Here is a 21692-nt window from a genome sequence, read left to right as displayed (position 1 = left end):
CGGTGACCGCGGCCGACCGGCTGATCGAGGAGATCGACCGCGTCGTCACGCAGCGGCCGCTGGCGGTCGTCGCGGTGTTCCTCGTCGTGACGGCCGGCTTCGCCGGCGGGCTGACCGGCATCGAGACCAGCGCGGGCGCGGACCAGTTCACGCAGGACATCCCCGCCCAGCGGGCGCTCGACGACATCGACGAGGAGTTCGAGACCTCGATCGGCGGCTCCGCGACGTCGGCGCAGGTGATCGTCTCCGACGACAACGTCCTCTCCCGCGACGCGCTCGTGCGGACCTTGGAGACGCAACACCGGCTGGAGTCGCGCTCGACGCTCCGGGTCGCGTCGACGTCGAGCCACGCGGACGCGGTCGCGCGGCAGTTGGACCCGAGCGCTTCGACCGCCGCCGAGCGGCGCGACGCCGTGACCGAGGCGACGCCCGCCGAACTGCGGACGGCCATCGCCGACGCCGACGCGACGGGCGCGATCGCGGCCCAGGTGTCGGTCGACTACAACCCCACCGCGCAGGCGGCCGACACGGCCATCGTCGGGATCACCTACGACCTGCCGGACGCGGCGACGACGGCGCGCGTGACCGAGCTACAGACCCGCAGCGTCGAGGTCGTCGACTCGGTCCCGGGCAACGAGGCCGGCGAGAACGTCATCCTCTTCGGGGACGGCGTCCTCCAGTCGGAGATCACGGCGCTGTTGACCGACACCGCGATCATCGTCTTCCCGGCGGCGCTCATCCTGATCGTCGGGTTCCTGATCTTCTCGTACCGCGACCCGTTCGACATGGCGATCGGGATCGCCGCGCTGCTCCTGTCGCTCCTCTGGACGTTCGGCTTCATGGGGTACGCCGGGATCCCGTTCTCGGACTCGCTCGTGACGGTGTTCCCGCTGCTGCTCGCGGTCGGGATCGACTTCGGGATCCACATCGTCAACCGCTACCGCGAGGAGCGGGCGACCGGGACCGGCATCGAGGCGTCGATGCGGACCACCACCGACCAGCTGCTCATCGCCTTCCTGCTGGTGACGATCACCACGGTGTTCGGGCTCGTCTCCAACGTCGTGAGCCCGTTCGACCCGAACCGCGACTTCGGGATCGTCGCGGCCGCGGGGATCACGTTCACGCTGATCATCTTCGGCGTCTTCCTCCCCGCGGCGAAGGTGCTCGTCGACCGGCTGCGCGAGCGGTTCCCGGTCCCGACGTTCGGGACGAGCGCCCTCGGCGCCGGCGGCTCGCGGCTCGCGCGCGTCCTCCACGTCGGCGTCGACCTCTCGCGGATCGCCCCGGTCGCGGTCGTCGCGCTCCTGCTCGTCGGCGGCGCGGTCGGCGGCGCCTACGGGACCGGCGTGAACACGGAGTTCTCCGAGGAGGCGTTCTTCCCCGACCAGGACCGGCTTGAGACGTACGCCGACCTCCCGGAGCCGTTCGCGCCGACGGAGTACACGTTCCTCGACGTGTTGACCCTCTTCGAGGAGGAGTTCGAGCAGGACTTCGTGGGGTCGGTGACGCTGTACATCGACCAGTCGGTCAGGGACGACGACTCCCTGGAGCTGATCCACCGCACGACGCGGAACCCCCCGGACACCTTCGCGACGACCGACGAGCGCCGCGCGCAGGCGACGAGCGTCGTCACCGTGATCGAGGACCGGGCGTCGCGCGACCCCGAGTTCGCGGCGCTCGTCGAGCGCAACGACCGCCTCGGCAACGGCGTGCCCGATCGCAACGTCGACGAGGTGTACGACGCGCTCCTCGACTCCTCCGCGGACGGCCGAGCACGCGGGTACGTCGCCGCCGACCGCGGCAGCGCGCGGATCGACTACACGATCCGACCCGGCGTCGACAACTCCGAGGCGGTCGCCGACGTGCGCGAGCTCGCCGAGCGCACGCCGCTCGACGCGGTGCCGACCGGCTCCCTCGTGGTCAACGAGGCGGTGATCGACCTGCTGACGGAGTCGGCGATCCGCAGCCTGTTCGCCGCCTTCGGGCTCACGGCACTGTTCTTGGCGCTCTCGTACGCCTACCTCGAAGGGAAGGCGGTCTACGGCCTCCTCAACCTGGTTCCGGTGCTCGTCACGGTCGGCCTGCTCGTCGGGTCGATGCGGCTGTTCGACATCCCGCTGACGCCGATCAACGCGCCGATCCTCTCCGTCTCCATCGGGCTCGGCGTCGACTACACCGTCCACTTCGTCCACCGGTTCGTCGACGAGTACAAGGCGGGCCTGCCGATAGACGAGGCGCTCGACGTCACCATCGCGGGGACGGGCGGCGCGCTCACCGGCAGCATGCTCACCACGGTCTCCGGGCTCGGGGTGCTGTGGCTCGCGGTCATCCCCCTCCTGCGCGACTTCGGCGTCCTGCTCGCGCTCGGCGTGTTCTACGCCTACCTCTGCTCGATCCTGCTCGTCCCCTCGCTCGTCGTCGTGTGGGACCGGTACGGCTCGCTCGTCGGCCTCGGGCTCGACGACGGGCTCCGCGGCGCCGGCGCCGAGCGCTGACGCCCCGCACCGAGCGACTTTCGACCGGACGGCAGAGACAGAAGGAGACCGAGTCAGCCGACCACGCCGACGACCAGCTGGACCGTGACGAGGACGAGGAACGCGGCGCCGGTCGCCAGGGTGCCCGCGGCGACGCCGTGCGCGTTCCCGAGTCCGCGGCTCCGCGTCGCGAAGTAGGCGCCGAGGAAGACGAAGCCGACGAGCAGCAGCCCGACGGCCAGGAAGGCGACGTTCACCAGCGTCCCGGCGAGCCCCTCGGGGATCCCGAAGCTCCCGACGCCGAGGAGGATGCTCCCGCCGACGAGGACCGTGATGCCGACGAACGAGACCGCCCACACGACCGGCGTCCGGACCACGTCGCCGAGCGTGTCGACGACGGCCTCGTAGCGTCCGCCCGTCTCGTCGCGGCCGGGAGCGACTCGCTTCGCCCCGATTTCGGCGACCGCGACGAACGTGGCGACGACGAGGAGGCCCATCAGCCCCGTACTCAAGAGGGTGAGTGATGTCATGGATTTCCGTTGTTAGGGGCTCCGTTCGCGCGTACAAATACCCTTCGACGCGCCTTCGACGCGGGGTCTCCGCACCGATCGGTCCCCTCGACCGCGGCGTCGATCGACCGGCCGGCGGGGTCGCACTCGGGGGGCGAAACGGGTGGGTCCACCCCCGATGGCCCGCCCCGCTACACAAGAGATAAGTGTACCATCGCTAAGGGTGGTACAAGAGCAGACAGACGAACATGATAGATCCAGTTATCCTACAACAAGGGGGCGACTGGCGCGCACAGGCGGAGGTCTTCGACGAGATCTTCTTCGTCTTCCTCGCGCTCGGCACCCTCGTCGGAACCATCGTCGTGTCGTACACGCTGTGGAACGTGTACAAGTACCGCGACGACGGGAACCGGTCGGACGAGGAGTTCGACGCGCCGGTCGTCGGCGAGCTCCCCACGGGACAGGGCGGTCCGAAAGCCAAGAAGCTCTTCCTCTCGTTCGGGTTGAGCGCGATCGTGGTCATCAGCCTCGTCGTGTACGCGTACGGGCTCCTCCTCTACGTCGAGCAGGGACCGGACACCGGCGACGAGGGAGACATCGAGATCATGGTCGAGGGGTACCAGTACGGCTGGGCCTACGAGTACCCCAACGGGCACACCGAACGGGGTGAGCTGATCGTGCCGGCCGACCAGCGGATCGACCTCAACATCACGTCGAGGGACGTGTGGCACAACTTCGGCTCGTCGGACTTACGGATAAAGTCCGACGCCATCCCCGGGGACTACAGCGAGACGTGGTTCGCTGTGAGCTCCGAGGACGTCGAGGCGCAAGGCGGGGAGGCGACCTACCGCGTCGAGTGCTTCGAGCTGTGCGGTCCGGGTCACTCCCAGATGAAGAGCCAGATCACGGTCCTGCCGCAAGACGAGTGGGAGGAGTGGTACGCGGGCACCGGTAACAGCTCCGAGAGCGCCAGCATCGGGGCCTCCGGCGCCGGCTTCGCCGCGGCCAGCGGGGTGGGCGCATGAGCGAACTCCCGCCGACGACCTCCGTCAAGCGCTGGTTCGTGACGACCAACCACAAGGACATCGGAATCTTGTACACGATCACCGCGCTGTTCTTCCTGCTGTTCGGCGGCGTGATGGCGCTGCTCATCCGCCTCCAGCTGTGGGACCCGACGAGCCAGATCCTCTCCGGGCTGGCGTACAACGAGGCCGTCACCGCGCACGGGCTGATAATGGTGTTCTGGTTCCTCTCGCCGTTCGCGTTCGGGTTCGCGAACTACTTCGTGCCGCTCCAGATCGGCGCGGACGACCTCGCGTTCCCGCGGCTCAACGCCCTCTCGTACTGGCTGTACCTAGGCTCGGGCCTCCTGCTCGCGATCAGCTTCTTCCAGGGCGGCACGCTGTCGGCGGGCTGGACGATTTACGCCCCGCTCAACGTGCCGATGTACACGCCGAGCATCGGTTCGACCGGTGCGGTGCTCGCGCTCGCGATGTTCGTCACCGGCACCACGGCGTCGACGGTGAACTTCCTCACGTCCATCCACCACTCCCGGGCCGAGGGGATGGGGATCATGGACATGCCGATGTTCACCTGGTCGATGCTCGCGACCGTCTGGATGATGCTGTTCGCATTCGCCGCGCTGCTCGCGGTGGGCCTCATCCTCGCGGCCGACCGCGTCCTCGGTAGCGTTTACTTCTCGGCGACCGAAGGCGGGTCCCTGCTGTGGGGGCACCTGTTCTGGTTCTTCGGTCACCCGGAGGTGTACATCGTCTTCTTCCCGGCGCTCGGCGTGATGCTGGAGCTGTTCCAGACGTTCTCCGGGCGCCGCCTCGTCGGTCGGAAGTGGGTGATCATCTCCATCTGTCTGATCTCCGTCCAGTCGTTCCTCGTGTGGATGCACCACATGTTCCTGACGACGATCAACCTGGAGATCAAGACGCTGATGATGGCGACCACCATCGGCATCTCGCTGCCGTTCGACCTGGTCGTCTTCGCGCTGATCTACACGCTGATCAAGGGGCGGATCCAGTTCACGACGCCGTTCCTGTTCGCGTTCGGCGCGCTCCTGCTGTTCATCCTCGGCGGGATCACGGGCGTCTTCCTCGGCGCCATCGTGCTCGACTACGAGTTCCGCGGCACCTACTGGGTGGTCGCGCACTTCCACTACGTGATGTTCGGCGGGGCGACGGCGTTGTTCGGCGGGGCCTACTACTGGTTCCCGAAGATCACGGGGAAGATGTACGACGAGTTCCTCGGCAAGCTCCACTTCGTGATCTTCTTCATCGGGTTCAACGCCGTCTACTTCTCGATGTTCCTCGGCTGGGAGACTCCCCGCCGGGTGTTCGAGTACAACCCCGAGTTCCAGATCTACCACCAGTTCGGGACGATCGGCGCGTTCGTGCTCGGATTCTCGTTCTTCATCATGTTCTACAACTTCGCGAAGTCCTACGTCTCCGGCGAGCCGGCCGGCGACAACCCGTGGGACTACTCGCGGACGGCTGAGTGGGCGGTCTCCTCGCCCCCGCCGCTCGAGAACTGGCCCAACCGTCCCTCGTACGCCTCCGGGAAGCTGGAGTTCGTGAAGGACTACGTGCCGGACGGCGGCCCCGCGATGAAGACCGACGACAACGGCGACGTGGCCACCGACGGCGGCGACAGCCACTCGGCGCACATCTCCGAGTACCCGTACTGGGACAAACACCCGAGCCACGCCAGCATCTGGCCGTTCGCGCTCTCCGTCGCGCTCGGCGTCACGCTGTTCGGCTTCTCCGGGTTCGCGGACGCGGTCACCGTCGAGCTGGGCGAGACGGCGATGCAGAGCAACGTCGTCATCTCCAACGCGATGTACCCGATCGCCATCGTGGTCGGCATGGTCGGCCTCCTCTACACCGGCGTGAAGTGGGGACTCGAAGACTTCTACGCCCCGCCGTCCGAGTTCGCCGAACGCTGGCCGTTCAACGGCGTCGAGAAGGTGAAGCTGGGGATGTGGTTCTTCCTGGCCTCCGACGTGATCGTCTTCGGTGCGTTCCTCTCGGCGGCCATCTTCGTCCGCTACAACGCGGGCTGGATGACGTGGGAGCCGCTGACCGACCCGTTACCCGGACTGATCAACACCTTCGTGCTGCTCACGTCCTCGTTCACCGTGATCCTCGCGCTGGTCGCGGCCCGCCGGAAGAGCCGGCAGGGTCTGCTGGCGTCGCTGGGGTCGACCATCCTGCTCGGGTTCGTCTTCATGGCGATCAAGATGTGGGAGTGGAACCACGAGGTCTTCGACAAGGGCGTGACCATCTCCGCGAACGCCCACGGCGACCCGATCCAGGCGTCGATCTACTACGTCACGACCGGGCTCCACGGGATCCACGTGCTGCTCGGGTTAGTGATCGCCATCTTCCTGTTCGTCAGGGCGTACCAGGGTCACTACCTCGACGACGAGCGGCCGATCGAGTACTTCGGCCTCTACTGGCACTTCGTGGACATCGTCTGGGTGTTCGTCTTCCCGCTGTTCTACCTCTTCTGAGCCGGTTCGCGGCCCCGTTTTTTCGCCGTCACGCGTCGCCCTCACCGACCGGTTCGGCGCACCACTGACAGAAGTCGAACGTCGGGTCGGTCTCCCTCCCGCACTCGGGACAGCGGATCGTCTCCCCTGACTCCGATTCCGACTCCCCGCCCGCCACCTCCGCGGACGCGCCGTCGGGACCGGGTACCGCGGCCGGCGAGTCCGTCGCTCGTCCGCGGTCGCGGTACCGCTCTGACCCCCGGTTGTGGCGGACCGCCACGACGTACGCGTCGACCACGCTGGCGACCACGACCGCGGCGGCGGGCGCGACCTCCGAGACCGCCGGCGGGTCGCCCGCGAGCGCGCCCGAGATCGCGGACTCCGGGACGAACACGAACACCGCCGCGGCGACCGCCAGGTACCATCCGAGCCCGCGGGCCCACCGGCGGAGGTACGCGTGACCCAGTCCCGAGACGACGAGCGCGAGCAGTGCGGCGAGCCAGGGCCGCCGACGAGTGCGTTCGGACATGGCCGCCCGTACGACCTCCCGCCCCGAGAACCTACCTCTCTCGGAGCGTTTATGTGGCGGACGCGCCGAACTCCGGTATGTTCGGCGTTCCGCTCGGCGAGTTCCTCTACGGGGCCGCGTTCGCGGTGTTCGGCGTCGGCACCTGGGGGATCGGCCTCGGCGTCGCGTACCTCCTCTACCGCCGGTGGCGCGGCGACGGCCCCCGCGGCGACGGCGACTGAGCCGGACGGTTCGAATTCCGGTTCGGCCACGCTTTTCACGTCGCTCGTCCGATCCCAGGTATGACAGACACGGCGCTCGTCGTCGGCGGCACGCGGTTCATCGGCCGACACACCGTCGCGGAGCTGCTCGCGCACGACTACGAGGTCGCGATATTCAACCGCGGGAACCACGAGAACCCCTTCGCGGACGACGACCGGGTGACCCACGTCGAGGGCGACCGGAAAGACGAGACCGCGCTCCGGGCCGCGAAGCTGTCGGTCGAACCGGACGTCGTGATCGACTGCGTCGCGTACCACCCGGCAGACGTGGCGACCGCGACCGACGTGTTCGCCGACGTCGACGGCTACGTCTACATCTCGTCGGGCTCCAGCTACGCCGCCGAGGAGATTCCCAAGCGCGAGGGCGAAACGCCGCTGGAGCCGTGTACCGACGCGCAGGCGGTCGACGACGACCACGAGACGTACGGCAACCGGAAGGCCGAGGGTGACCGCGAGGTGTTCGCGGCCGCCGAGGCGGGCGTCAACGCGATGGCCGTCCGCCCGTGCATCGTCTACGGCCCGTACGACTACACCGAGCGGCTCGACTACTGGATCGACCGCGTGCTCACCCACGACCGCGTCGTCGTCCCCGGGGACGGGCAGAACCTCTGGCACCGGGCGTACGTCGAGGACGTCGCGAGCGCGCTGCGGATCGTCGCCGAGCGCGGCGAGCCGGGCACGGCGTACAACGTCGGCGACCGACGGGCGCTCACGCTGCGGGAGACGCTGGAGACTATCGCCGACGCGGCGGACACCGAGGTCGATATCGTCCCCGCGAGCGCGGACGCGCTGGCGGCCGGCGGCCTCGACCCCGAGGAGTTCACCCTCTACCGCGAGTACCCGCACCTGCTCGACACCCGCGCGCTCGCCGACCTGGGCTGGGAGTCGACGCCGGTCGACGAGGCGATGGCGCGGACCGTCGAAGAGCACCGCGAGTCGGACCGGGACGGGAGCGAGTGGGACCCCGGCCGCGAGGCCGAGGAGCGCGTCATCGGCGTGAAGGAGACGCTCTGAGCCGGTCGCGCCGTTCCGTCGGCGACCCGTCAGTACGCCGCGTCCCACCGCGCGGGCTTCCGCCGGTTCCCGCAGTCGCGGCACTCCATCCGGTCCATCGTGTCGATGGCGACGTCCGTCCCCTCGCAGTTGCCACAGAGGTAGCCGTAGCGGCGCTCGTGGTCCGGGTCGACGTACGCGACGTAGAACGGCGCCTGCGAGCCGCGGTCGCTCTCGTCGAACGCGACGTGGACGGTCTCCCCGTCCTCGGTCTGGTACGTCGCCTCGGAGATGCCCCTGAGCCGCCCGACCTGCTTCCGGAACTCCCGTTCCGCGAACAGCTCGCCGCCGATGTCCACCTCGCGCTCGCCGGCGAGCTCGTACCCCTCGCGCTCGTAGAACTCGGTGCCCGCCTCGTTGTCGGCGAGGACGCGCGCCTCGATGCGGTCGACGTCGGCCGAGCGGAGCGCCGACTCGACCCGCTCTAACAGCGCCGAGCCGATGCCCGAGCCCCGGTGGTCGGGGTGGACGTGGAGCCAGTCTATCTCGCCGACGCGCTCGCGGCGGCCGACGACGTAGCTCTCCGCGAACCCGACGACGACCCCGTCAACCACGGCGACCGGGAACACCGCGTCGTCGTCCTCCACGTCGTCGCCGAGGTCCCCGGCGTCGTACCACTCCTCGACGGCCTCGTCCAACAGCGCCTCGTCGACGGCGTGCCCGTACGACGCCACGAGCGACTCGCGGGCGACCGACCGGACCGCGTCGACGTCTGCGGCGGTTGCTTCGCGTAGGTCCATGGGTGTAGATACCACCCCGACTACTAAAAACTCGGTCGGGATTTCCGTCGCACGCAACGGATCCCTGCCACCGTCGCGCGCGCCGCGGCGACCGAACGAGTCGCCCCTGCCGGATCGGTTATTACCGCACCCGCGCCGCCCTGCTCGCGCTCGACGCGGAGGCGGTCACGGCACCTCGCCTTGATCAGAGATGGTACGCATCACGATTACGGAACCCCGAATCGTTCAACCCCGATATAGTATTCTTTTATAATCGGATCTGAGTGCTGTTTTAGGGGATTTCACCTGCGTTCAGAAATAACAGGTGATTTACTGGAATGCGCTACAGAGAATCTTCTTACCCGTGCCGCGAGTACGTGTGAACGCATGAGCTACGAACTCGATCCGCTGCCGTACGAGTACGACGCGCTGGAACCGCACATCTCCGAGCAGGTGCTCGAATGGCACCACGACACCCACCATCAAGGGTACGTCAACAGCTGGAACGCCGCCGAAGAGACGCTCGAAGCGAACCGCGAGGCCGGCGACTTCTCGTCGTCCGGCGGAGCCATCCGCAACGTGACCCACAACTCTTCGGGCCACATCCTCCACGACCTGTTCTGGCAGAACATGTCGCCGGCGGGCGGCGACGAGCCCGAGGGTGAGCTGGCCGACCGCATCGAGGAGGACTTCGGCTCGTACGAGGCCTGGAAGGGCGAGTTCGAGGCGGCGGCCTCCGCGGCCAGCGGCTGGGCGCTCTTAGTGTACGACACGTTCTCGAACCAGCTCCGCAACGTCGTGGTCGACAAGCACGACCAGGGCGCGATCTGGGGCGGCCATCCGATCCTCGCGCTGGACGTCTGGGAGCACTCCTACTACCACGACTACGGCCCGGCCCGCGGCGAGTTCGTCGACAACTTCTTCGAGGTCGTCGACTGGAACGAGCCCTCTCACCGCTACGAGCAGGCCGTCGAGCTGTTCGAGTAACGCGCTCGACGCGCCGGTTTCCGCTCCGGGCGCCCGGGCCGCCGGCGACGGAGCGAGGCTGTGGGCACTCGCGGCGGTCCGCTCTCTCTTGTCTTCCTTTCGAATAACCGCCCAGCCGCGGGGTCGTCCGGCGGCTAAACCGCGTCGAACTCGGGCCCGTCGGTCTCGACGACCGTCCCGGTCTCGTCGACGCCCACGCGCATCTCGTCGCCCCCGCAGGCGACCGTCACGCGAACGCGGAGCGGCTCCTCCGAGACGACCGTCGTCGCGGCGTCGCTCACGCACCAGTCGAACGTCCAGAACGGCGCCGAACTCAGGTCGACGCCGCGGTCCGCGTGGAACCGGAGCACGTCGGCGTCGTCGAGCAGCAGGAGCCCGACCGTCGACCGGAGGTCGTAGCTACAGCGCCGGCAGGCGTGTTCGACCGCGACGGCCTGGTCCGCTTCGTCGGGCGTCCGCACGAGGTCGGTCTCGACCGTGCCGGCACACTCCGGGCAGACGCCGTCGGCGGCCAGACAGTAGTGGTGGCGGACGTAGTGGTGGAACGCGTCCAGCAGGTCGTCGGTCGACCGGCCGTCGAGCGCGCCCGCCGGGAACGGGTAGCTCACCTGGATCGCGCCGCAGTCGACGCAGCCGATGGAGAGCGTGTCGTCGACGTACCAGGCGTGGAGGTCGCCGCCGCAGGCGTGACACGAGCCGTCCGCCGGGAAGAAGCCCAACTGCGCCCGCTCCGTGAGGGTGCCGGTGAAGATGGCGCTCACCACCTTCCGCCCGGGCGCGCGGAACTCGTAGCCGTCGTCGCGCCGCCGGACGAAGTGACCGGTGAGCTGGTCGAGGTGGTAGCTGAAGTTCGCGCTGTCCGTCGCGTCGACCCGCTCGAACAGCTCGGAGAAGCTCACCGGCGACTCGTCCCCGCCGAGGTCGAGCAGCGCGTGGAGCGTCTCGACCCGCGTCTCGTTGCCGAGGACCGCGAATACCTCGGCGGGCGGGATCCGCGACTCGGTCCGCGGGGCCGCGGCGGGGTCGGCCCCCTCGATGCGGTCCGCGCGCTCGCCGTCGGGGGCGACGCCGCCGGACCGGTCGAACTGACTCATACATCTTCCCTCGTTTACCAGAAGGTAAAGTCTGTTGGAGCCGACGGAACGCGGCGACGCCCGCCCGACCGATCCGGCGGGCATCTCCGCTATCTCTCCCCTTTTTGCTGTTTCTACCATTTGGTAAAACGCAATGAGCGACCTATCGATCGACGCGGACTGGGACCGGATCTACGTCGACGGCGAGTGGCGGACCGGCGAGCGCGGCGAGACCATCGCCGTCGAGGACCCCTCGACGCGCGAGACGGTGACCGAGGTGGCCTCGGGGACCGAGGCGGACGTGGACGCGGCCTACGAGGCCGCCGCCGAGGCGCAGGCGTCGTGGGGCGCGCAGCCGCCCGCGCGCCGCCAGGCGGTGATCGAGCAGTTCCACGAGGCGCTCGACGCCCACGCCGACGAGATCATCGAGCTGCTGGAGTACGAGGTCGGCGGCTCGGCGATCATGGGCGAGACCTCGATCCAGATCGCGGGCGACCACGCGGGCGAGGCCGCGACGCTCCCGCGCCGGATGAAGGGCGAGCACGCCGCCTCCAACATCCCCGGCAAGGAGAACCAGCTCCAGGTCGGCCCGAAGGGCGTCGTCACGGTGATCTCGCCGTGGAACTTCCCGCTGAACCTCTCGATGCGGGCGGTCGCGCCCGCCATCGCGGCCGGGAACGCGGTCGTGCTGAAGCCCTCGACGAACTCGCCGATCACCGGGGGGCTGCTGTTCGCGAAGCTGTTCGAGGAGACCGACCTCCCCGACGGCGTCCTCAACGTCGTCACCGGTCGCGGCTCCGAGATCGGGGACCGCGTCGCGAGCCACCCCGAGAGCGACGTGGTCGCGTTCACCGGCTCGACGGAGGTCGGCCAGCACGTCGCGAGCCTCGCCGGCGAGAACCTCGCCGTCCCGGCGATGGAGCTCGGCGGCAACAACGCGCACGTCGTCACCGCGGACGCCGACATCGACCGCGCGCTCGACGCCGCCGCGTTCGGCTCCTTCGTCCACCAGGGACAGGTGTGTATCTCGATCAACCGCCACGTCGTCCACGAGGACATCTACGACGAGTACGTCGCGGGCCTCGTCGACCGCGCCGAGTCGCTGCCGACCGGGAGCGTCCACGACCCCGAGACGATCGTCGGCCCGATCATCGACGAGTCGCAGCGCGACGAGATGCTGGAGTACGTCGACGAGACGGTCGAGGCCGGCGCGACGCTGGAGACGGGCGGCCGCACGGTCGATGTCGACGGCGTCGACGACTCGCTGGTCGTCGCGCCGACCGTCCTCTCGGGCGTCACGAACGACATGCCCGCGGCGGCGAACGAGCACTTCGGCCCCATCGCCCCGGTGATCCCGTTCTCCGACGTGGACGAGGCGGTGGCGATCGCCAACGACACCGAGTACGGGCTCTCCGGCGCGGTCCACTCCGGCGACCTCGCCACGGCGAAGGAGATCGCCGACCGCATGGAGACCGGCAACGTCCACATCAACGACCAGCCGATCAACGACGAGGCGCACGTCCCGTTCAGCGGGATCGGCGCGTCCGGCGTCGGCCACTACAACAGCGACGCGTTCCTCTCGGAGATCACCGAGACGAAGTGGATCTCGATCCAGCACGAGCCGCGCGAGTACCCGTTCTGAGGCGACCACGCCGTCGGCGCGGCCGCTGACCGGCGCGCTCCGTCGACACGCCGCGTCAGACGCGCCACTCCTCTTCGGTGTAACACATCTCCCAGAACGCGTGTTCGAGCCGGGCGCTCCGCAGGAACGCCGCCCGCATCGCGTCGCGCTCGCCGGGGTACGCCTCGGCGTGCCGGTCCACGAGGTCGCGCATCCAGGCGACCGTCTCGCGGAAGGCGTCGCTCGTGTACTTCTCGATGAACGGGGTGTAGCGGTGCTCCTCGGTCGCGCGGTCGGCCATGTGGTCGGCGACGTCGAGGTAGCCCTGTCCGCACGGGTACACGGCGGCGACGATCTCCGCGATCGACCCCTCGTGGGCCGTCCGGACGAGGAAGTCGGTGTAGGCCGCGCAGGTCGGCGCCTTCTCGACCGCCTCCAGGTCCGCGGCCGAGAGTCCGTAGTCGGCGGCGAACGAGCGGTGGAGGTCCATCTCGTCGTCGAGCGTGGCGTGCGCGGTGGCCGTCAGCCGTCGAGTCGTCTCCTCGTCGTCCGCCTTCGTCCCCGCGATCGCGAAGACGCGCGCGTAGTCGAGCAGGTAGCGGTAGTCCTGTCTCACCCAGTGTCTGAACGCCGCCTCGTCCAGTTCCCCGTCCGCCAGTTCGACGACGAACGGGTGCTCCTTCTGTGCGTCCCAGATGTCCGATCCGGCCTCGAGGAGTCGGTCGCTGAACGCCATCTCGCCCGAAGGTCCGTTTCGGACCGTGTTATAACTAACTAATACCACTTGGTAATAACAGGCGGCGGCAACGGGGATGGAGGCGTCGCTCCACGGAAAGCGGGAGGGTCGAGAGGAGATCCGGGAGGAGGGTCCGCGGCCGTCGCGGGGTCGTTACGAGATGGAGTACGTCGCGGCCGCCATCAGCAGCATGGTGAGCGCGAGCGCGAGGCCCATCAGGTAGGTCAGCGAGCGGTTCTCCCACCGGAGGTGCTGGAAGTACGCGACGATGAGCAGCGTCTTGACCGTCGCGATCACCAGCGTCCCGGCGATCGCCGTCGTGTACGAGAACTCGATGAACGACGTCTCGAAGAGCGCGAAGTTCAGCGTCGCCGCGACGAGGAGGGCGACGTATATTGCCGAATACAGTTTCACGGAGTCGTGCGCCATCTTACGCCTCTCTTCGTCCCTGCGCTTAAAGAATTAACCATCCGGGGTCCCCCGACCTCGACGCTGAGCGAGTCCGCGGTGGCGCCCGAGGGATGGCGCCGGCGTTCCGGATCCCGAAACGCCTATCCGCGCGACGGCCGGACCTGCGGTCGGTCGCAGACACGACCGGTGCTCCCGTGACTCCGCTGGAACCGACGGACGACCTGCTCGAATCGCTGTACGTCGTCAACAAGGTCGCGAAGCAGTTCGCCGACGAGGCCACCGCGGCCTACGAGCGCGGCGACGTCACTGAGAGCAACGTCCGCTCGGCCCGCAAGGACGCCCTCTACCGGCTCAAGACCGCCGTGCTCTCCCGCGTGGTCGCGTACGACGCCGACGAGGTCACCGGCGAGTACCACGCCATCAACGGCGACGTGTGGCTGTTCCTCACGGTCGGCGACTGGCACTTCCACCAGCCGCCGCACGCGATCGGCGGCGACCTCACTGACGCGATCGCGATCTCGAACTCTCGGGCGAACCCGATCGACGCGCCCTACGAGCGAGACGCCGCCGTGCGGCGCTCAGATCGGACGCTCGAAGAGGCGCTGTCGCGGCTCGCCGAGGTCGGCGCCAACGCCAACGACCACCTCGCGCGGCCGACGGTCACCAGCGAGCACGACCGGATCGTCGACGTCCGCTGGTCGTTCCTCTCGTGAGCGCCGTTCCGCCGCCGAAAAATAGCGTTCCGTCGGACCGCCGGTCGGGACCGGCTCAGGCTTCGACGACTTCGATCGCGCCGAGCATCCCGTTCGCCTGGTGAGGCGTACACTGGTACAGCTGGATCCCGGTGTTGTCGAACGACTGCTCGAACGTGGTCCCCTCCTCGGAGACCGCGTCACCGCTGTTGAAGTCGGACTCGGACGCCTCCACGGAGGCGACGTTGTGCGCCCCGCCGGTCCCGGTCCACTCCCAGACGACGGTCGTGCTGGAGTCGATGCGGATCGCCGCCGGCGAGAAGGCGAACCCGACGTCCCCGGCGCCGACCTGGACGGTCACCTCGTCCTGTCCGGTGAAGTCCATGATGGTCCCCTCGTACATCCGGGCGTCCGAGAGGTACTCGTCGATCTCGTCGGGAACGTCGTCGGCCGCGTTCCCGCCGCCGGACCCGTCGCCGCCGTCCCCGCCGTCCGACCCGTCGCCGCCGTCCCCGCCGCCCGAACAGCCGGCGAGCGTTCCGATGGTCAGCGCGGCGCCGGTTCCGGCGAGATACCGCCGTCTGGACAGTTTGTCAGACATCACCTGAAGTAGGAGATGAAGCCTTACAAACCCCGTGATGGCTCTCGGATCGCGGGAACGCGCCGAGGGGAAATCGTCCCGTTCGGCGCGCCGCGGACTCGCCCGGGAGGGGCGGGTTTATCGCGCTTCGGACCCTCCCGGCGACCAATGCGCGAAGACGCGCTGGCGACCCGGCTCGTCGAACACTACGAGGCGACGGCCGACGACCCGGCGATCCGCCTCGAAGAGCCGTACGACGCCGACGGGCGCGAGGGCGTCGTCGACCTGTTCGTCCGGACGCGGACGCCTGAGCCGGTCGACCGCGTGATCGAGCTCAAGGCGGATGCCGCGGTCCGCCGCGCCACCGGCGCGAACGAGGTCCTCCGACAGTACCGGCGGATGGAGCGGTACTTCCACGCCGACGAGCGCCACGCGCTGCGCCCCAAGCTCGGGCGGACCGAACCGGGCGCCCGCTACCTGCTCTGTTTCGCGCCGACGCCCACCTGCGTCCACCACGTCGCGACGAACCGCACGCTGTACGGCTCCGTCGACCGGGACGCGTACGCCGGCGACGTGCCGGCGGTCCGCACCGTCGCGTTCCTGACGGGGCTGGAGGGCGACCCGGCCGACCTCGGCCTCGTCTCGGTCAACGGCGACGCGACGTTCGGCTCAGAGCCGTTCAAGCGAGCGGTCCCGGAGGGCTCGCGGCTCGCCGAGAGCTTACGCGGCGTCGACGACGACCTGATCGAGTTCCCCTGAGGCCGGACGGCGGACGACAGAGAACGCGGGACGGCCCCGTCAGAGGCCGAGTTCGCGCCCGATGACGACGTGTTGGATCTCGCTCGTCCCCTCGCCGATCTCCATCAGCTTCGCGTCGCGGTAGAAGCGCTGCGGCGCGAAGTCGGTGGTGTAGCCGTAGCCGCCGAGCGTCTGGACCGCCCCCTCGGCCACCTCGCGGGCGGCCTCGCTGGCGTCGAGCTTGGCGAGCGCCGACTCGCGGGTGACCGACTCGCCGGCGTCGTACTTCGACGCCGCGCGGTGGGTCAGCAGGCGGGCGCGCTCGATCTGGCGGTACATGTGGACCACCTTGTCGCGGACGGCGTCGAACTTCGATATCGGCTTCCCGAACTGCTCCCGCTCGCCCGCGTACTCCTTGGCGGCCTCGTAGGCGCCCTGCGCGAGCCCGACCGAGAGCGCGGCGATGGAGATCCGCCCGCCGTCGAGCGTCTTCATCGTCTGCGTCCAGCCGTCGCCCTCCTCGCCGAGGAGCCGGTCCGCCGGGATCCGCACGTCGTCGAAGGCTATCTCGCAGGTCGGCGAGCTGTTCAGGCCCATCTTGTCCCAGACCGTCGTCACCTCGAACCCGTCGTCGGCGTCCGGGTCGACGATGAACGTCGAGATGCCGTCGTACCCCGCCTCCGGGTCCGTCACCGCCTTCACGAGGATCGAGTTGGCGACGTTCGCGTTCGTGATGAACTGCTTGGTGCCGTTCAGCACGTACTCGTCCGCGTCGGCGTCGTACTCGGCGGTCGTGTCCATGTCGGAGGCGTCCGAGCCGCTGCCGGGCTCGGTGAGGGCCCACGCGCCGATTCCCTCTCCCTCCGCGAGCGGACGGAGCCACCGCTCCTTCTGTTCGTCGGTCCCGAACAGGTCGATCGGCTTCGCGCCCAGCGAGGTGTGGGCGGCGTACGAGAGCCCGATCCCGCCGGAGACGCGGCCGAGCTCCTCCGTGACCAGCGCGTACATCAGCTGATCGCCGCCGAGACCGCCGTACTCCTCCGAGACCGGGACGCCCATCATGTCCAGGTCCGCGAGCGACTCGAACACCTCCTCGGGGAAGCGGTGTTCGTCCTCGATCTCCTGCGCGATGGGCGCGATCTCCTCCTCGCAGAACTCCCGGACGGTGTCGCGTATCATCCGGTGCTCGCCGGGTACCTCGAAGTCCATGGGCAAGAATTGCGACCCGCGGGCATAAACGATGCGAACGACCGTGACAGACCGCGGCGCGCGGCGGTCGGCGAGCCGACGACTTATGACGCGTCGCCGCGTTCCGCCGGTATGGAGTTCCGGCAGCTCGTCCGCGGTCGCGTCGACTGGCCCGACATCGAGCGGGTCGCGCGCGAGCTGGCGGCCCGCTACGACCGCGACGAGATGCGAGTTCGCTTCCTCGACGCCGACAACTGGCTGTCGACGCCGATGGTCGTCGACGAGGACCTCTTCGTGAAGGTGATCACGCGGCAGAACACGATCGTCCACGCGCTGTTCACCACCGGGCGGAACCTCGGCGCGTTCTCGGCCGGCACCGAGGGGTTCTTCGAGCGCCACGAGACCCCCTACGAGATGGCGCGCCACGAGCTGGAGGCGACCCGGCGCGTCCGCGAGCTCGGGGTCAACGCGCCCGAGCCCGTCGAGGCGTTCGAGGTCGGCGACCTCGGCGTGCTCGTGTTGGAGTACCTCCCCGAGTTCCGCACGCTGGGGGAGCTCGACGCGGCGGCCGTCGCCGAGCTCGCCCCCGAGCTGTTCGGGACGCTCCGGACCATCCACGACGCCGGCCTCGCGCACGGCGACCTCCGCGCGGAGAACGTCCTCGTCGCCGACGGCGAGCTCTACGTCATCGACGCGACCCGCGTGAGCGAGGACGGCCGCGAGGCGGCGCGCGCCTACGACCTCGCGAGCGCGCTGGCGGCGCTGGAGCCGCTGGTCGGCGCCGCCGAGACGGTCTCGGCCGCGCTGACGAGCTACTCGACGGACGAGCTCCTCGCCGCGCGCCGGTTCCTCGACTTCGTCGCGATCCGGCCGGACCACGACTTCGACGCCGCGGAGCTGACCGGCGAGCTCGAAAAGCGGACGACCTGACTCGGGGCCGCGCGACCGGACCGCGGGGGGATCACCCCCCGAGGTACAGCTGCGAGACCTCGTCGTCGTTCAACAGCTCCTCGGGCGTCCCCTCGAACCGGACCGTCCCCTGGTCGAGGACGTAGCCGCGGTCGGAGATGCCGAGCCCCTTCGTCACGTTCTGCTCGACCATCAGGATCGCCGTGTCCATGTCGTTGACCTCCTGGACGTCCGCGAACACGTCGTCGGCGGTGTTCGGCGCGAGGCCGGCCGACGGCTCGTCGATGAGGAGCACGTCGGGCTCCATCACGAGGGCCCGCGCGAACGCGAGCACCTGACGCTGGCCGCCGGAGAGCGTCTTCGCCTTCGCGGTCCGCTTCTCTTCGATGATCGGGAACCGGTCGTACAGCGTCTCGATGACCGCGTCGAGGCCGCCGTCGCGGGCGACCCCGCCCATCCGGAGGTTCTCGTCGATCGTCAGCGAGCCGAACACGTTGTCGGTCTGCGGGACGTAGCCGATCCCCTCGCGGACGATCTCCTCGGGCGCCATGCCGCCGATCTCGCGGCCGTGGTACTCGACGGTCCCCGTCCACGGCGTCAGCATGCCGAACGCCGTCTTGAGCACCGTCGACTTCCCGGCCCCGTTGGGCCCGACGAGACAGACGATCTCGCCGGGGTCGAGCCGGACCGAGAGGTCGTCGAGCACCTGTACCTCCCCGTACCCGCTGTCGACGCCCGACAGCGCGAGCACCGGGTCGGTCCCGGCGCCCGAGCCGGCCTCGGGAGCGTCGCTCACGCGCCACCCCCGAGGTACGCGTCGATGACGCGGTCGTCGCTCCGGACCTCCTCGGGCGTCCCCTCGGTCAGCACGTGCCCCTGGTCCAAGACGACGATCGGATCGGCGAGGTCCATCACGAACTCCATGTCGTGCTCGATGAGCAGGAACGTCGTCCCCTGGTCGTTGAGCCGCCGTATCTGCCGCTTCAGCTTCTTCGCGAGCGTCGGGTTCACCCCCGCCACCGGCTCGTCGAGCAGGAGGACCTCCGGCTCGGCGAGCATCGCCCGCGCGAGCTCGACGAGCTTCATCTGCCCGCCGGAGATGTCCGTCGCGGGCTGCGCGGCGAGGTGATCGATCTCGAAGTCCGCCAGTATCCGCTCGGCCTCGGCGAGGTTCGCCGACTCGCTCTCGGCGACCGTCCCCGGCGACGCGAACAGCGTTAGGAACGACTCGCCGGGCTGTTTCCGCGGCCCGACCAGCATCGCCTCGCGGACCGTCATCCCCTCCAGCTTGCGCGGCGTCTGGAACGTCCGGACGAGCCCGTGGTCGGCGACCTGATACGGCTCCATGCCGGTCACGTCGGTCCCGTTGACCTCGACGGTCCCGCCGTCCGGCTCGTAGAAGCCGGAGATGAGGTTGAACAGCGTCGACTTGCCGGCGCCGTTCGGGCCGATGAGCCCGGTGATCGTGCCGCGCTCGACAGCGAACGTCGCGTGGTCCGTCGCCGCGAGCCCGCCGAACGACTTCTGGAGGTCGTCGACGCGCAACACGGCGTCCTGCTTGGGGAGCGCGCCCTCACTCACCGTCACCACCCCCCTTGCGCTCGCGGACGCCGCTGTCCGGCCGCTCTGGGCGTCCGCCCCCGTCGACCGCGCTCGGCCAGATCAGCTCCCGCTGCGGCGGGAGGACCCCCTGCGGCCGGTAGCGCATGACGGCGATGATCACGACGCCGATGAGCAGCAGCCGCAGCGGCGCGGGGTCGACCGGCAGCGCCACGTCGTTGAGGAACCGCGTCCCCTCGCGGATCGCGACGATGACGATCCCGCCGAACAGCGCGCCGCGGTTGGAGCCGCTGCCGCCTAAGATTACGGCGACCCAGGCGTAGAACGTCGTGATCGGGTCGAGGTCGCCCGGCCCGACGTAGAGGTTCAGGTGCGTGTAGAACACGCCCGCCAGCGCCATGATCAGGCTCCCGAGGACGAACGACTGCATCTTGAACGAGTAGGTGTTCTTCCCCAGCGCCCGCGCGAGGTCCTCGTCGGAGCGGATCGTCCGCAGGACACGGCCCCACGGCGACCGGTGCGCGCGCCGGAGGACGAAGTAGGTCGCCCCCGCGAACGCGAGCACCAGCAGGACGTTCAGCGAGGCCTGCCAGAACGCCGTCTCCAAGAACACCGGCGACCCCGGCACGACCTCCAGCCGGAGCCCGGGCATCGCCTCCGGGAACGTCGACAGCACCGGCCAGCCGGCGAAGAACCCGGGAATGCCCCGGACCCCCGCGCTGCCGTTCGTCAGCCAGCGCTCGTTGAGGACGACGAGCCGGACGACCTCCGCGAGCCCCAGCGACGCGATGGCGAGGTAGTCGGCCCGGAGCCGCAGCGTCGGGATCCCGATGAGGAGCGCCAGCAGGAGCGCGACGAACAGGGCGACTGCGAGGCCGACGAGCGGGCTGAGCCCGCCCGCGATCGGCGAGCCGTCTGCGGTCATCAGCGCGGAGCCGTACGCGCCGATCCCGAAGAACGCCGCGACGCTGAAGTTGATCAGGCCGGTGTACCCCCACTGCGCGTTGAGCCCGAAGGACAGCAGCGCGTACATGCCCGCGAGGCCGACGAGGAAGAGGAAGTACGTCGGGCCGAGCCCGCCCGTCAGCAGCGCGGCGAGCAGGAACAGCGCGAACCCGACGCTGACGGTGAGCACCCACCGCTCCGGGCGGCTCAGGTCCGTCACCGCCGCCTTCGCGTCGTCGAGGCGACTCATGTCGCCCCCTCGCCGGCGATCCCGTTGGGGCGGACCAGCAGGACCGCGACCATGATCACGAAGGCGATAGCGTTCGCGTACTCGATGCTGACCAGGCTCTCGAGGAGGCGCGCGAGCCACCCCGGCCAGATCGGGAGCGCTTCGACCACGTCGGAGAAGAACGGTGTGAGCTGATTGATCATGCCGATGAGGAAGCCGCCCGCCATCGCGCCGTAGACGGAGCCGATCCCGCCGAGGATCACCGCCGCGAAGATCACGAGGAGGAGGTTGAACCCCATCCGCGGCGAGAGCTGGTTGAACAGCCCGAGGAACACGCCGCCGGCGCCGGCGAGCCCGGCGCCGATGACCCACGTCCAGAGCTTGACCCGCTTCGTCCGGATCCCGCTGACCCGCGCGAGGTCGGGGTTGTCGGCCATCGCGCGCATCTTCCGGCCGAGGTCGGTGTACTGGAGCAGCACGTGGAGCCCGACGACGAGTATCACGGCCGAGACGACGATCGCCACGTCGTGGAGCGTCACCCGGATCCCGAAGGGGACGAGCGACTCGATCGGCCGCAGCGGCTGGATGTCGAACCGCGTGAAGTCGGAGCCGAACCGGATCTGGATCAGCGCGCGGTAGACGAAGGCGATCCCGATGGAGGTGATAAGCAGGCCGATCGAGTCGATCTCCAGCGGCTCGTAGATCAGCCGCTCGGTGACGACCGCGACGACCGCGGCGGCGGCGATGCCGACGACCAAGGCGACGAAGAACCCGAACGGGAGCCCGAGCACCGCGCCGCCGAGCCCGCCGATCGCGCCGAACGTCACGAGCGCGGTGTACGCGCCGATCGTCATCGTGTCGCCGTGCGCGAAGTTCGCGAAGTCCGCGATGCTGTACACGAGCGACAGCCCGATGCTCCCGAGGACGATGATGCTGCTGAAGACCAGCCCGTTGGCCAGGTATCCGAGGACGGTCATCGG

Annotated in this window: 22 protein-coding genes; 10 read left to right on the top strand and 12 right to left on the bottom strand. The window is 69.2% G+C overall.

The genetic code is table 11. From position 1 onward, the window contains the following. The first annotated feature begins 2 nt into the window (after window positions 1-2). Complete coding sequence (locus tag HPS36_RS01050) at window positions 3-2495, top strand: efflux RND transporter permease subunit (RefSeq protein ID WP_173228173.1); 2493 nt, start codon at window positions 3-5, stop codon at window positions 2493-2495. Between the two features lie 53 nt (window positions 2496-2548). Here the strand turns inward: HPS36_RS01050 and HPS36_RS01045 are convergent, their stop codons facing one another. Beyond that, window positions 2549-2971, bottom strand: coding sequence for a hypothetical protein (locus HPS36_RS01045; RefSeq protein ID WP_137715807.1), 423 nt, complete (start codon window positions 2969-2971; stop codon window positions 2549-2551). A gap of 260 nt (window positions 2972-3231) precedes the next feature. Between HPS36_RS01045 and coxB the strand changes: the two genes are divergently transcribed. Together coxB and HPS36_RS01035 are read left to right on the top strand one after the other, a co-directional pair. Then, window positions 3232-4008 (top strand): cytochrome c oxidase subunit II, encoded by a 777-nt coding sequence (gene coxB, locus HPS36_RS01040; RefSeq protein WP_173228172.1) that lies wholly within the window; start codon window positions 3232-3234, stop codon window positions 4006-4008. Next, entirely contained in the window at window positions 4005-6503 is a 2499-nt protein-coding gene (locus HPS36_RS01035; RefSeq protein ID WP_173228171.1) for a cbb3-type cytochrome c oxidase subunit I, read from the top strand. Before coxB ends, HPS36_RS01035 begins: the two co-directional genes overlap by 4 nt. A gap of 28 nt (window positions 6504-6531) precedes the next feature. Here the strand turns inward: HPS36_RS01035 and HPS36_RS01030 are convergent, their stop codons facing one another. Beyond that, window positions 6532-7011 carry a zinc ribbon domain-containing protein gene (locus HPS36_RS01030; protein ID WP_173228170.1) on the bottom strand — a complete coding sequence of 160 codons (480 nt, stop codon included), beginning with the start codon at window positions 7009-7011 and terminating at the stop codon, window positions 6532-6534. A 77-nt stretch (window positions 7012-7088) separates the two neighbouring features. Here HPS36_RS01030 and HPS36_RS01025 point away from each other — a divergent pair, with 77 nt between their 5' ends. Both HPS36_RS01025 and HPS36_RS01020 read left to right on the top strand, forming a co-directional pair. Further along, on the top strand, window positions 7089-7232 hold the full coding sequence (locus HPS36_RS01025) for a hypothetical protein (protein ID WP_173228169.1): 144 nt from the start codon (window positions 7089-7091) through the stop codon (window positions 7230-7232). Between the two features lie 60 nt (window positions 7233-7292). Next, entirely contained in the window at window positions 7293-8285 is a 993-nt protein-coding gene (locus tag HPS36_RS01020; protein ID WP_173228168.1) for an NAD-dependent epimerase/dehydratase family protein, read from the top strand. Window positions 8286-8314: 29 nt separating this feature from the next. Here HPS36_RS01020 and HPS36_RS01015 read toward each other — a convergent pair whose 3' ends face one another. Then, entirely contained in the window at window positions 8315-9064 is a 750-nt protein-coding gene (locus tag HPS36_RS01015) for a GNAT family N-acetyltransferase (protein WP_137715543.1), read from the bottom strand. A gap of 366 nt (window positions 9065-9430) precedes the next feature. Here HPS36_RS01015 and sod point away from each other — a divergent pair, with 366 nt between their 5' ends. After that, complete coding sequence (gene sod / locus HPS36_RS01010; RefSeq protein WP_173228167.1) at window positions 9431-10030, top strand: superoxide dismutase; 600 nt, start codon at window positions 9431-9433, stop codon at window positions 10028-10030. Window positions 10031-10164: 134 nt separating this feature from the next. On the opposite strand, the gene HPS36_RS01005 is transcribed toward sod, so the two are convergent. After that, the gene (locus HPS36_RS01005) at window positions 10165-11124 is read right to left on the bottom strand and encodes an ArsR/SmtB family transcription factor (RefSeq protein ID WP_173228166.1); all 960 of its coding nucleotides are present in this window, start codon (window positions 11122-11124) and stop codon (window positions 10165-10167) included. Between the two features lie 133 nt (window positions 11125-11257). Between HPS36_RS01005 and HPS36_RS01000 the strand changes: the two genes are divergently transcribed. Beyond that, complete coding sequence (locus tag HPS36_RS01000) at window positions 11258-12745, top strand: aldehyde dehydrogenase family protein (RefSeq protein WP_173228165.1); 1488 nt, start codon at window positions 11258-11260, stop codon at window positions 12743-12745. Window positions 12746-12800: 55 nt separating this feature from the next. Here HPS36_RS01000 and tenA read toward each other — a convergent pair whose 3' ends face one another. Together tenA and HPS36_RS00990 are read right to left on the bottom strand one after the other, a co-directional pair. After that, complete coding sequence (gene tenA, locus HPS36_RS00995; protein ID WP_173228164.1) at window positions 12801-13460, bottom strand: thiaminase II; 660 nt, start codon at window positions 13458-13460, stop codon at window positions 12801-12803. Window positions 13461-13613: 153 nt separating this feature from the next. Next, a complete protein-coding gene (locus HPS36_RS00990; protein ID WP_053772186.1) occupies window positions 13614-13889 on the bottom strand; it encodes a cytochrome C oxidase subunit IV family protein in 276 nt (91 codons plus the stop codon). A 176-nt stretch (window positions 13890-14065) separates the two neighbouring features. Here HPS36_RS00990 and HPS36_RS00985 point away from each other — a divergent pair, with 176 nt between their 5' ends. Beyond that, a complete protein-coding gene (locus HPS36_RS00985) occupies window positions 14066-14584 on the top strand; it encodes a hypothetical protein (RefSeq protein WP_173228163.1) in 519 nt (172 codons plus the stop codon). Window positions 14585-14639: 55 nt separating this feature from the next. Here HPS36_RS00985 and HPS36_RS00980 read toward each other — a convergent pair whose 3' ends face one another. Then, window positions 14640-15164, bottom strand: coding sequence for a halocyanin domain-containing protein (locus tag HPS36_RS00980; RefSeq protein WP_137715549.1), 525 nt, complete (start codon window positions 15162-15164; stop codon window positions 14640-14642). Between the two features lie 147 nt (window positions 15165-15311). Between HPS36_RS00980 and HPS36_RS00975 the strand changes: the two genes are divergently transcribed. Continuing rightward, window positions 15312-15902, top strand: coding sequence for a hypothetical protein (locus tag HPS36_RS00975; RefSeq protein ID WP_173228162.1), 591 nt, complete (start codon window positions 15312-15314; stop codon window positions 15900-15902). Between the two features lie 39 nt (window positions 15903-15941). On the opposite strand, the gene HPS36_RS00970 is transcribed toward HPS36_RS00975, so the two are convergent. Continuing rightward, entirely contained in the window at window positions 15942-17090 is a 1149-nt protein-coding gene (locus HPS36_RS00970; RefSeq protein ID WP_173228161.1) for an acyl-CoA dehydrogenase family protein, read from the bottom strand. A gap of 111 nt (window positions 17091-17201) precedes the next feature. On the opposite strand from HPS36_RS00970, the gene HPS36_RS00965 reads away from it, so the two are divergent. After that, window positions 17202-17999 (top strand): RIO1 family regulatory kinase/ATPase domain-containing protein, encoded by a 798-nt coding sequence (locus tag HPS36_RS00965; RefSeq protein WP_173228160.1) that lies wholly within the window; start codon window positions 17202-17204, stop codon window positions 17997-17999. Window positions 18000-18030: 31 nt separating this feature from the next. On the opposite strand, the gene HPS36_RS00960 is transcribed toward HPS36_RS00965, so the two are convergent. The 4 genes from HPS36_RS00960 to HPS36_RS00945 are packed head-to-tail and all read right to left on the bottom strand — an operon-like array spanning window position 18031 to window position 21689. Beyond that, entirely contained in the window at window positions 18031-18774 is a 744-nt protein-coding gene (locus HPS36_RS00960) for an ABC transporter ATP-binding protein (protein WP_121562098.1), read from the bottom strand. Continuing rightward, window positions 18771-19559, bottom strand: a complete 789-nt coding sequence (locus tag HPS36_RS00955; RefSeq protein ID WP_173228159.1) for an ABC transporter ATP-binding protein — start codon at window positions 19557-19559, stop codon at window positions 18771-18773. The genes HPS36_RS00960 and HPS36_RS00955 overlap by 4 nt, the downstream gene beginning before the upstream one ends. After that, window positions 19552-20733 carry a branched-chain amino acid ABC transporter permease gene (locus HPS36_RS00950; protein WP_173228158.1) on the bottom strand — a complete coding sequence of 394 codons (1182 nt, stop codon included), beginning with the start codon at window positions 20731-20733 and terminating at the stop codon, window positions 19552-19554. Before HPS36_RS00950 ends, HPS36_RS00955 begins: the two co-directional genes overlap by 8 nt. After that, window positions 20730-21689 carry a branched-chain amino acid ABC transporter permease gene (locus tag HPS36_RS00945; RefSeq protein ID WP_173228157.1) on the bottom strand — a complete coding sequence of 320 codons (960 nt, stop codon included), beginning with the start codon at window positions 21687-21689 and terminating at the stop codon, window positions 20730-20732. The genes HPS36_RS00950 and HPS36_RS00945 overlap by 4 nt, the downstream gene beginning before the upstream one ends. Window positions 21690-21692: the final 3 nt, after the last annotated feature.

Origin of the sequence: Halorubrum salinarum (genome assembly GCF_013267195.1) — an archaeon.
Classification (GTDB): Archaea; Halobacteriota; Halobacteria; order Halobacteriales; family Haloferacaceae; genus Halorubrum; species Halorubrum salinarum.
Note: the sequence above shows the minus strand (reverse complement) of the source record. Positions and strands in the feature narration are given on the sequence as shown.

Coding starts and splice junctions, on each gene's coding strand:
- HPS36_RS01045 (WP_137715807.1), bottom strand. CDS start 2,971: ATGGGCCTCCTCGTCGTCGCCACGTTCGTCGCGGTCGCCGAAATCGGG.
- coxB (WP_173228172.1), top strand. CDS start 3,232: ATGATAGATCCAGTTATCCTACAACAAGGGGGCGACTGGCGCGCACAG.
- HPS36_RS01035 (WP_173228171.1), top strand. CDS start 4,005: ATGAGCGAACTCCCGCCGACGACCTCCGTCAAGCGCTGGTTCGTGACG.
- HPS36_RS01030 (WP_173228170.1), bottom strand. CDS start 7,011: ATGTCCGAACGCACTCGTCGGCGGCCCTGGCTCGCCGCACTGCTCGCG.
- HPS36_RS01025 (WP_173228169.1), top strand. CDS start 7,089: ATGTTCGGCGTTCCGCTCGGCGAGTTCCTCTACGGGGCCGCGTTCGCG.
- HPS36_RS01020 (WP_173228168.1), top strand. CDS start 7,293: ATGACAGACACGGCGCTCGTCGTCGGCGGCACGCGGTTCATCGGCCGA.
- HPS36_RS01015 (WP_137715543.1), bottom strand. CDS start 9,064: ATGGACCTACGCGAAGCAACCGCCGCAGACGTCGACGCGGTCCGGTCG.
- sod (WP_173228167.1), top strand. CDS start 9,431: ATGAGCTACGAACTCGATCCGCTGCCGTACGAGTACGACGCGCTGGAA.
- HPS36_RS01005 (WP_173228166.1), bottom strand. CDS start 11,124: ATGAGTCAGTTCGACCGGTCCGGCGGCGTCGCCCCCGACGGCGAGCGC.
- HPS36_RS01000 (WP_173228165.1), top strand. CDS start 11,258: ATGAGCGACCTATCGATCGACGCGGACTGGGACCGGATCTACGTCGAC.
- tenA (WP_173228164.1), bottom strand. CDS start 13,460: ATGGCGTTCAGCGACCGACTCCTCGAGGCCGGATCGGACATCTGGGAC.
- HPS36_RS00990 (WP_053772186.1), bottom strand. CDS start 13,889: ATGGCGCACGACTCCGTGAAACTGTATTCGGCAATATACGTCGCCCTC.
- HPS36_RS00980 (WP_137715549.1), bottom strand. CDS start 15,164: ATGTCTGACAAACTGTCCAGACGGCGGTATCTCGCCGGAACCGGCGCC.
- HPS36_RS00975 (WP_173228162.1), top strand. CDS start 15,312: ATGCGCGAAGACGCGCTGGCGACCCGGCTCGTCGAACACTACGAGGCG.
- HPS36_RS00970 (WP_173228161.1), bottom strand. CDS start 17,090: ATGGACTTCGAGGTACCCGGCGAGCACCGGATGATACGCGACACCGTC.
- HPS36_RS00965 (WP_173228160.1), top strand. CDS start 17,202: ATGGAGTTCCGGCAGCTCGTCCGCGGTCGCGTCGACTGGCCCGACATC.
- HPS36_RS00950 (WP_173228158.1), bottom strand. CDS start 20,733: ATGAGTCGCCTCGACGACGCGAAGGCGGCGGTGACGGACCTGAGCCGC.
- HPS36_RS00945 (WP_173228157.1), bottom strand. CDS start 21,689: ATGACCGTCCTCGGATACCTGGCCAACGGGCTGGTCTTCAGCAGCATC.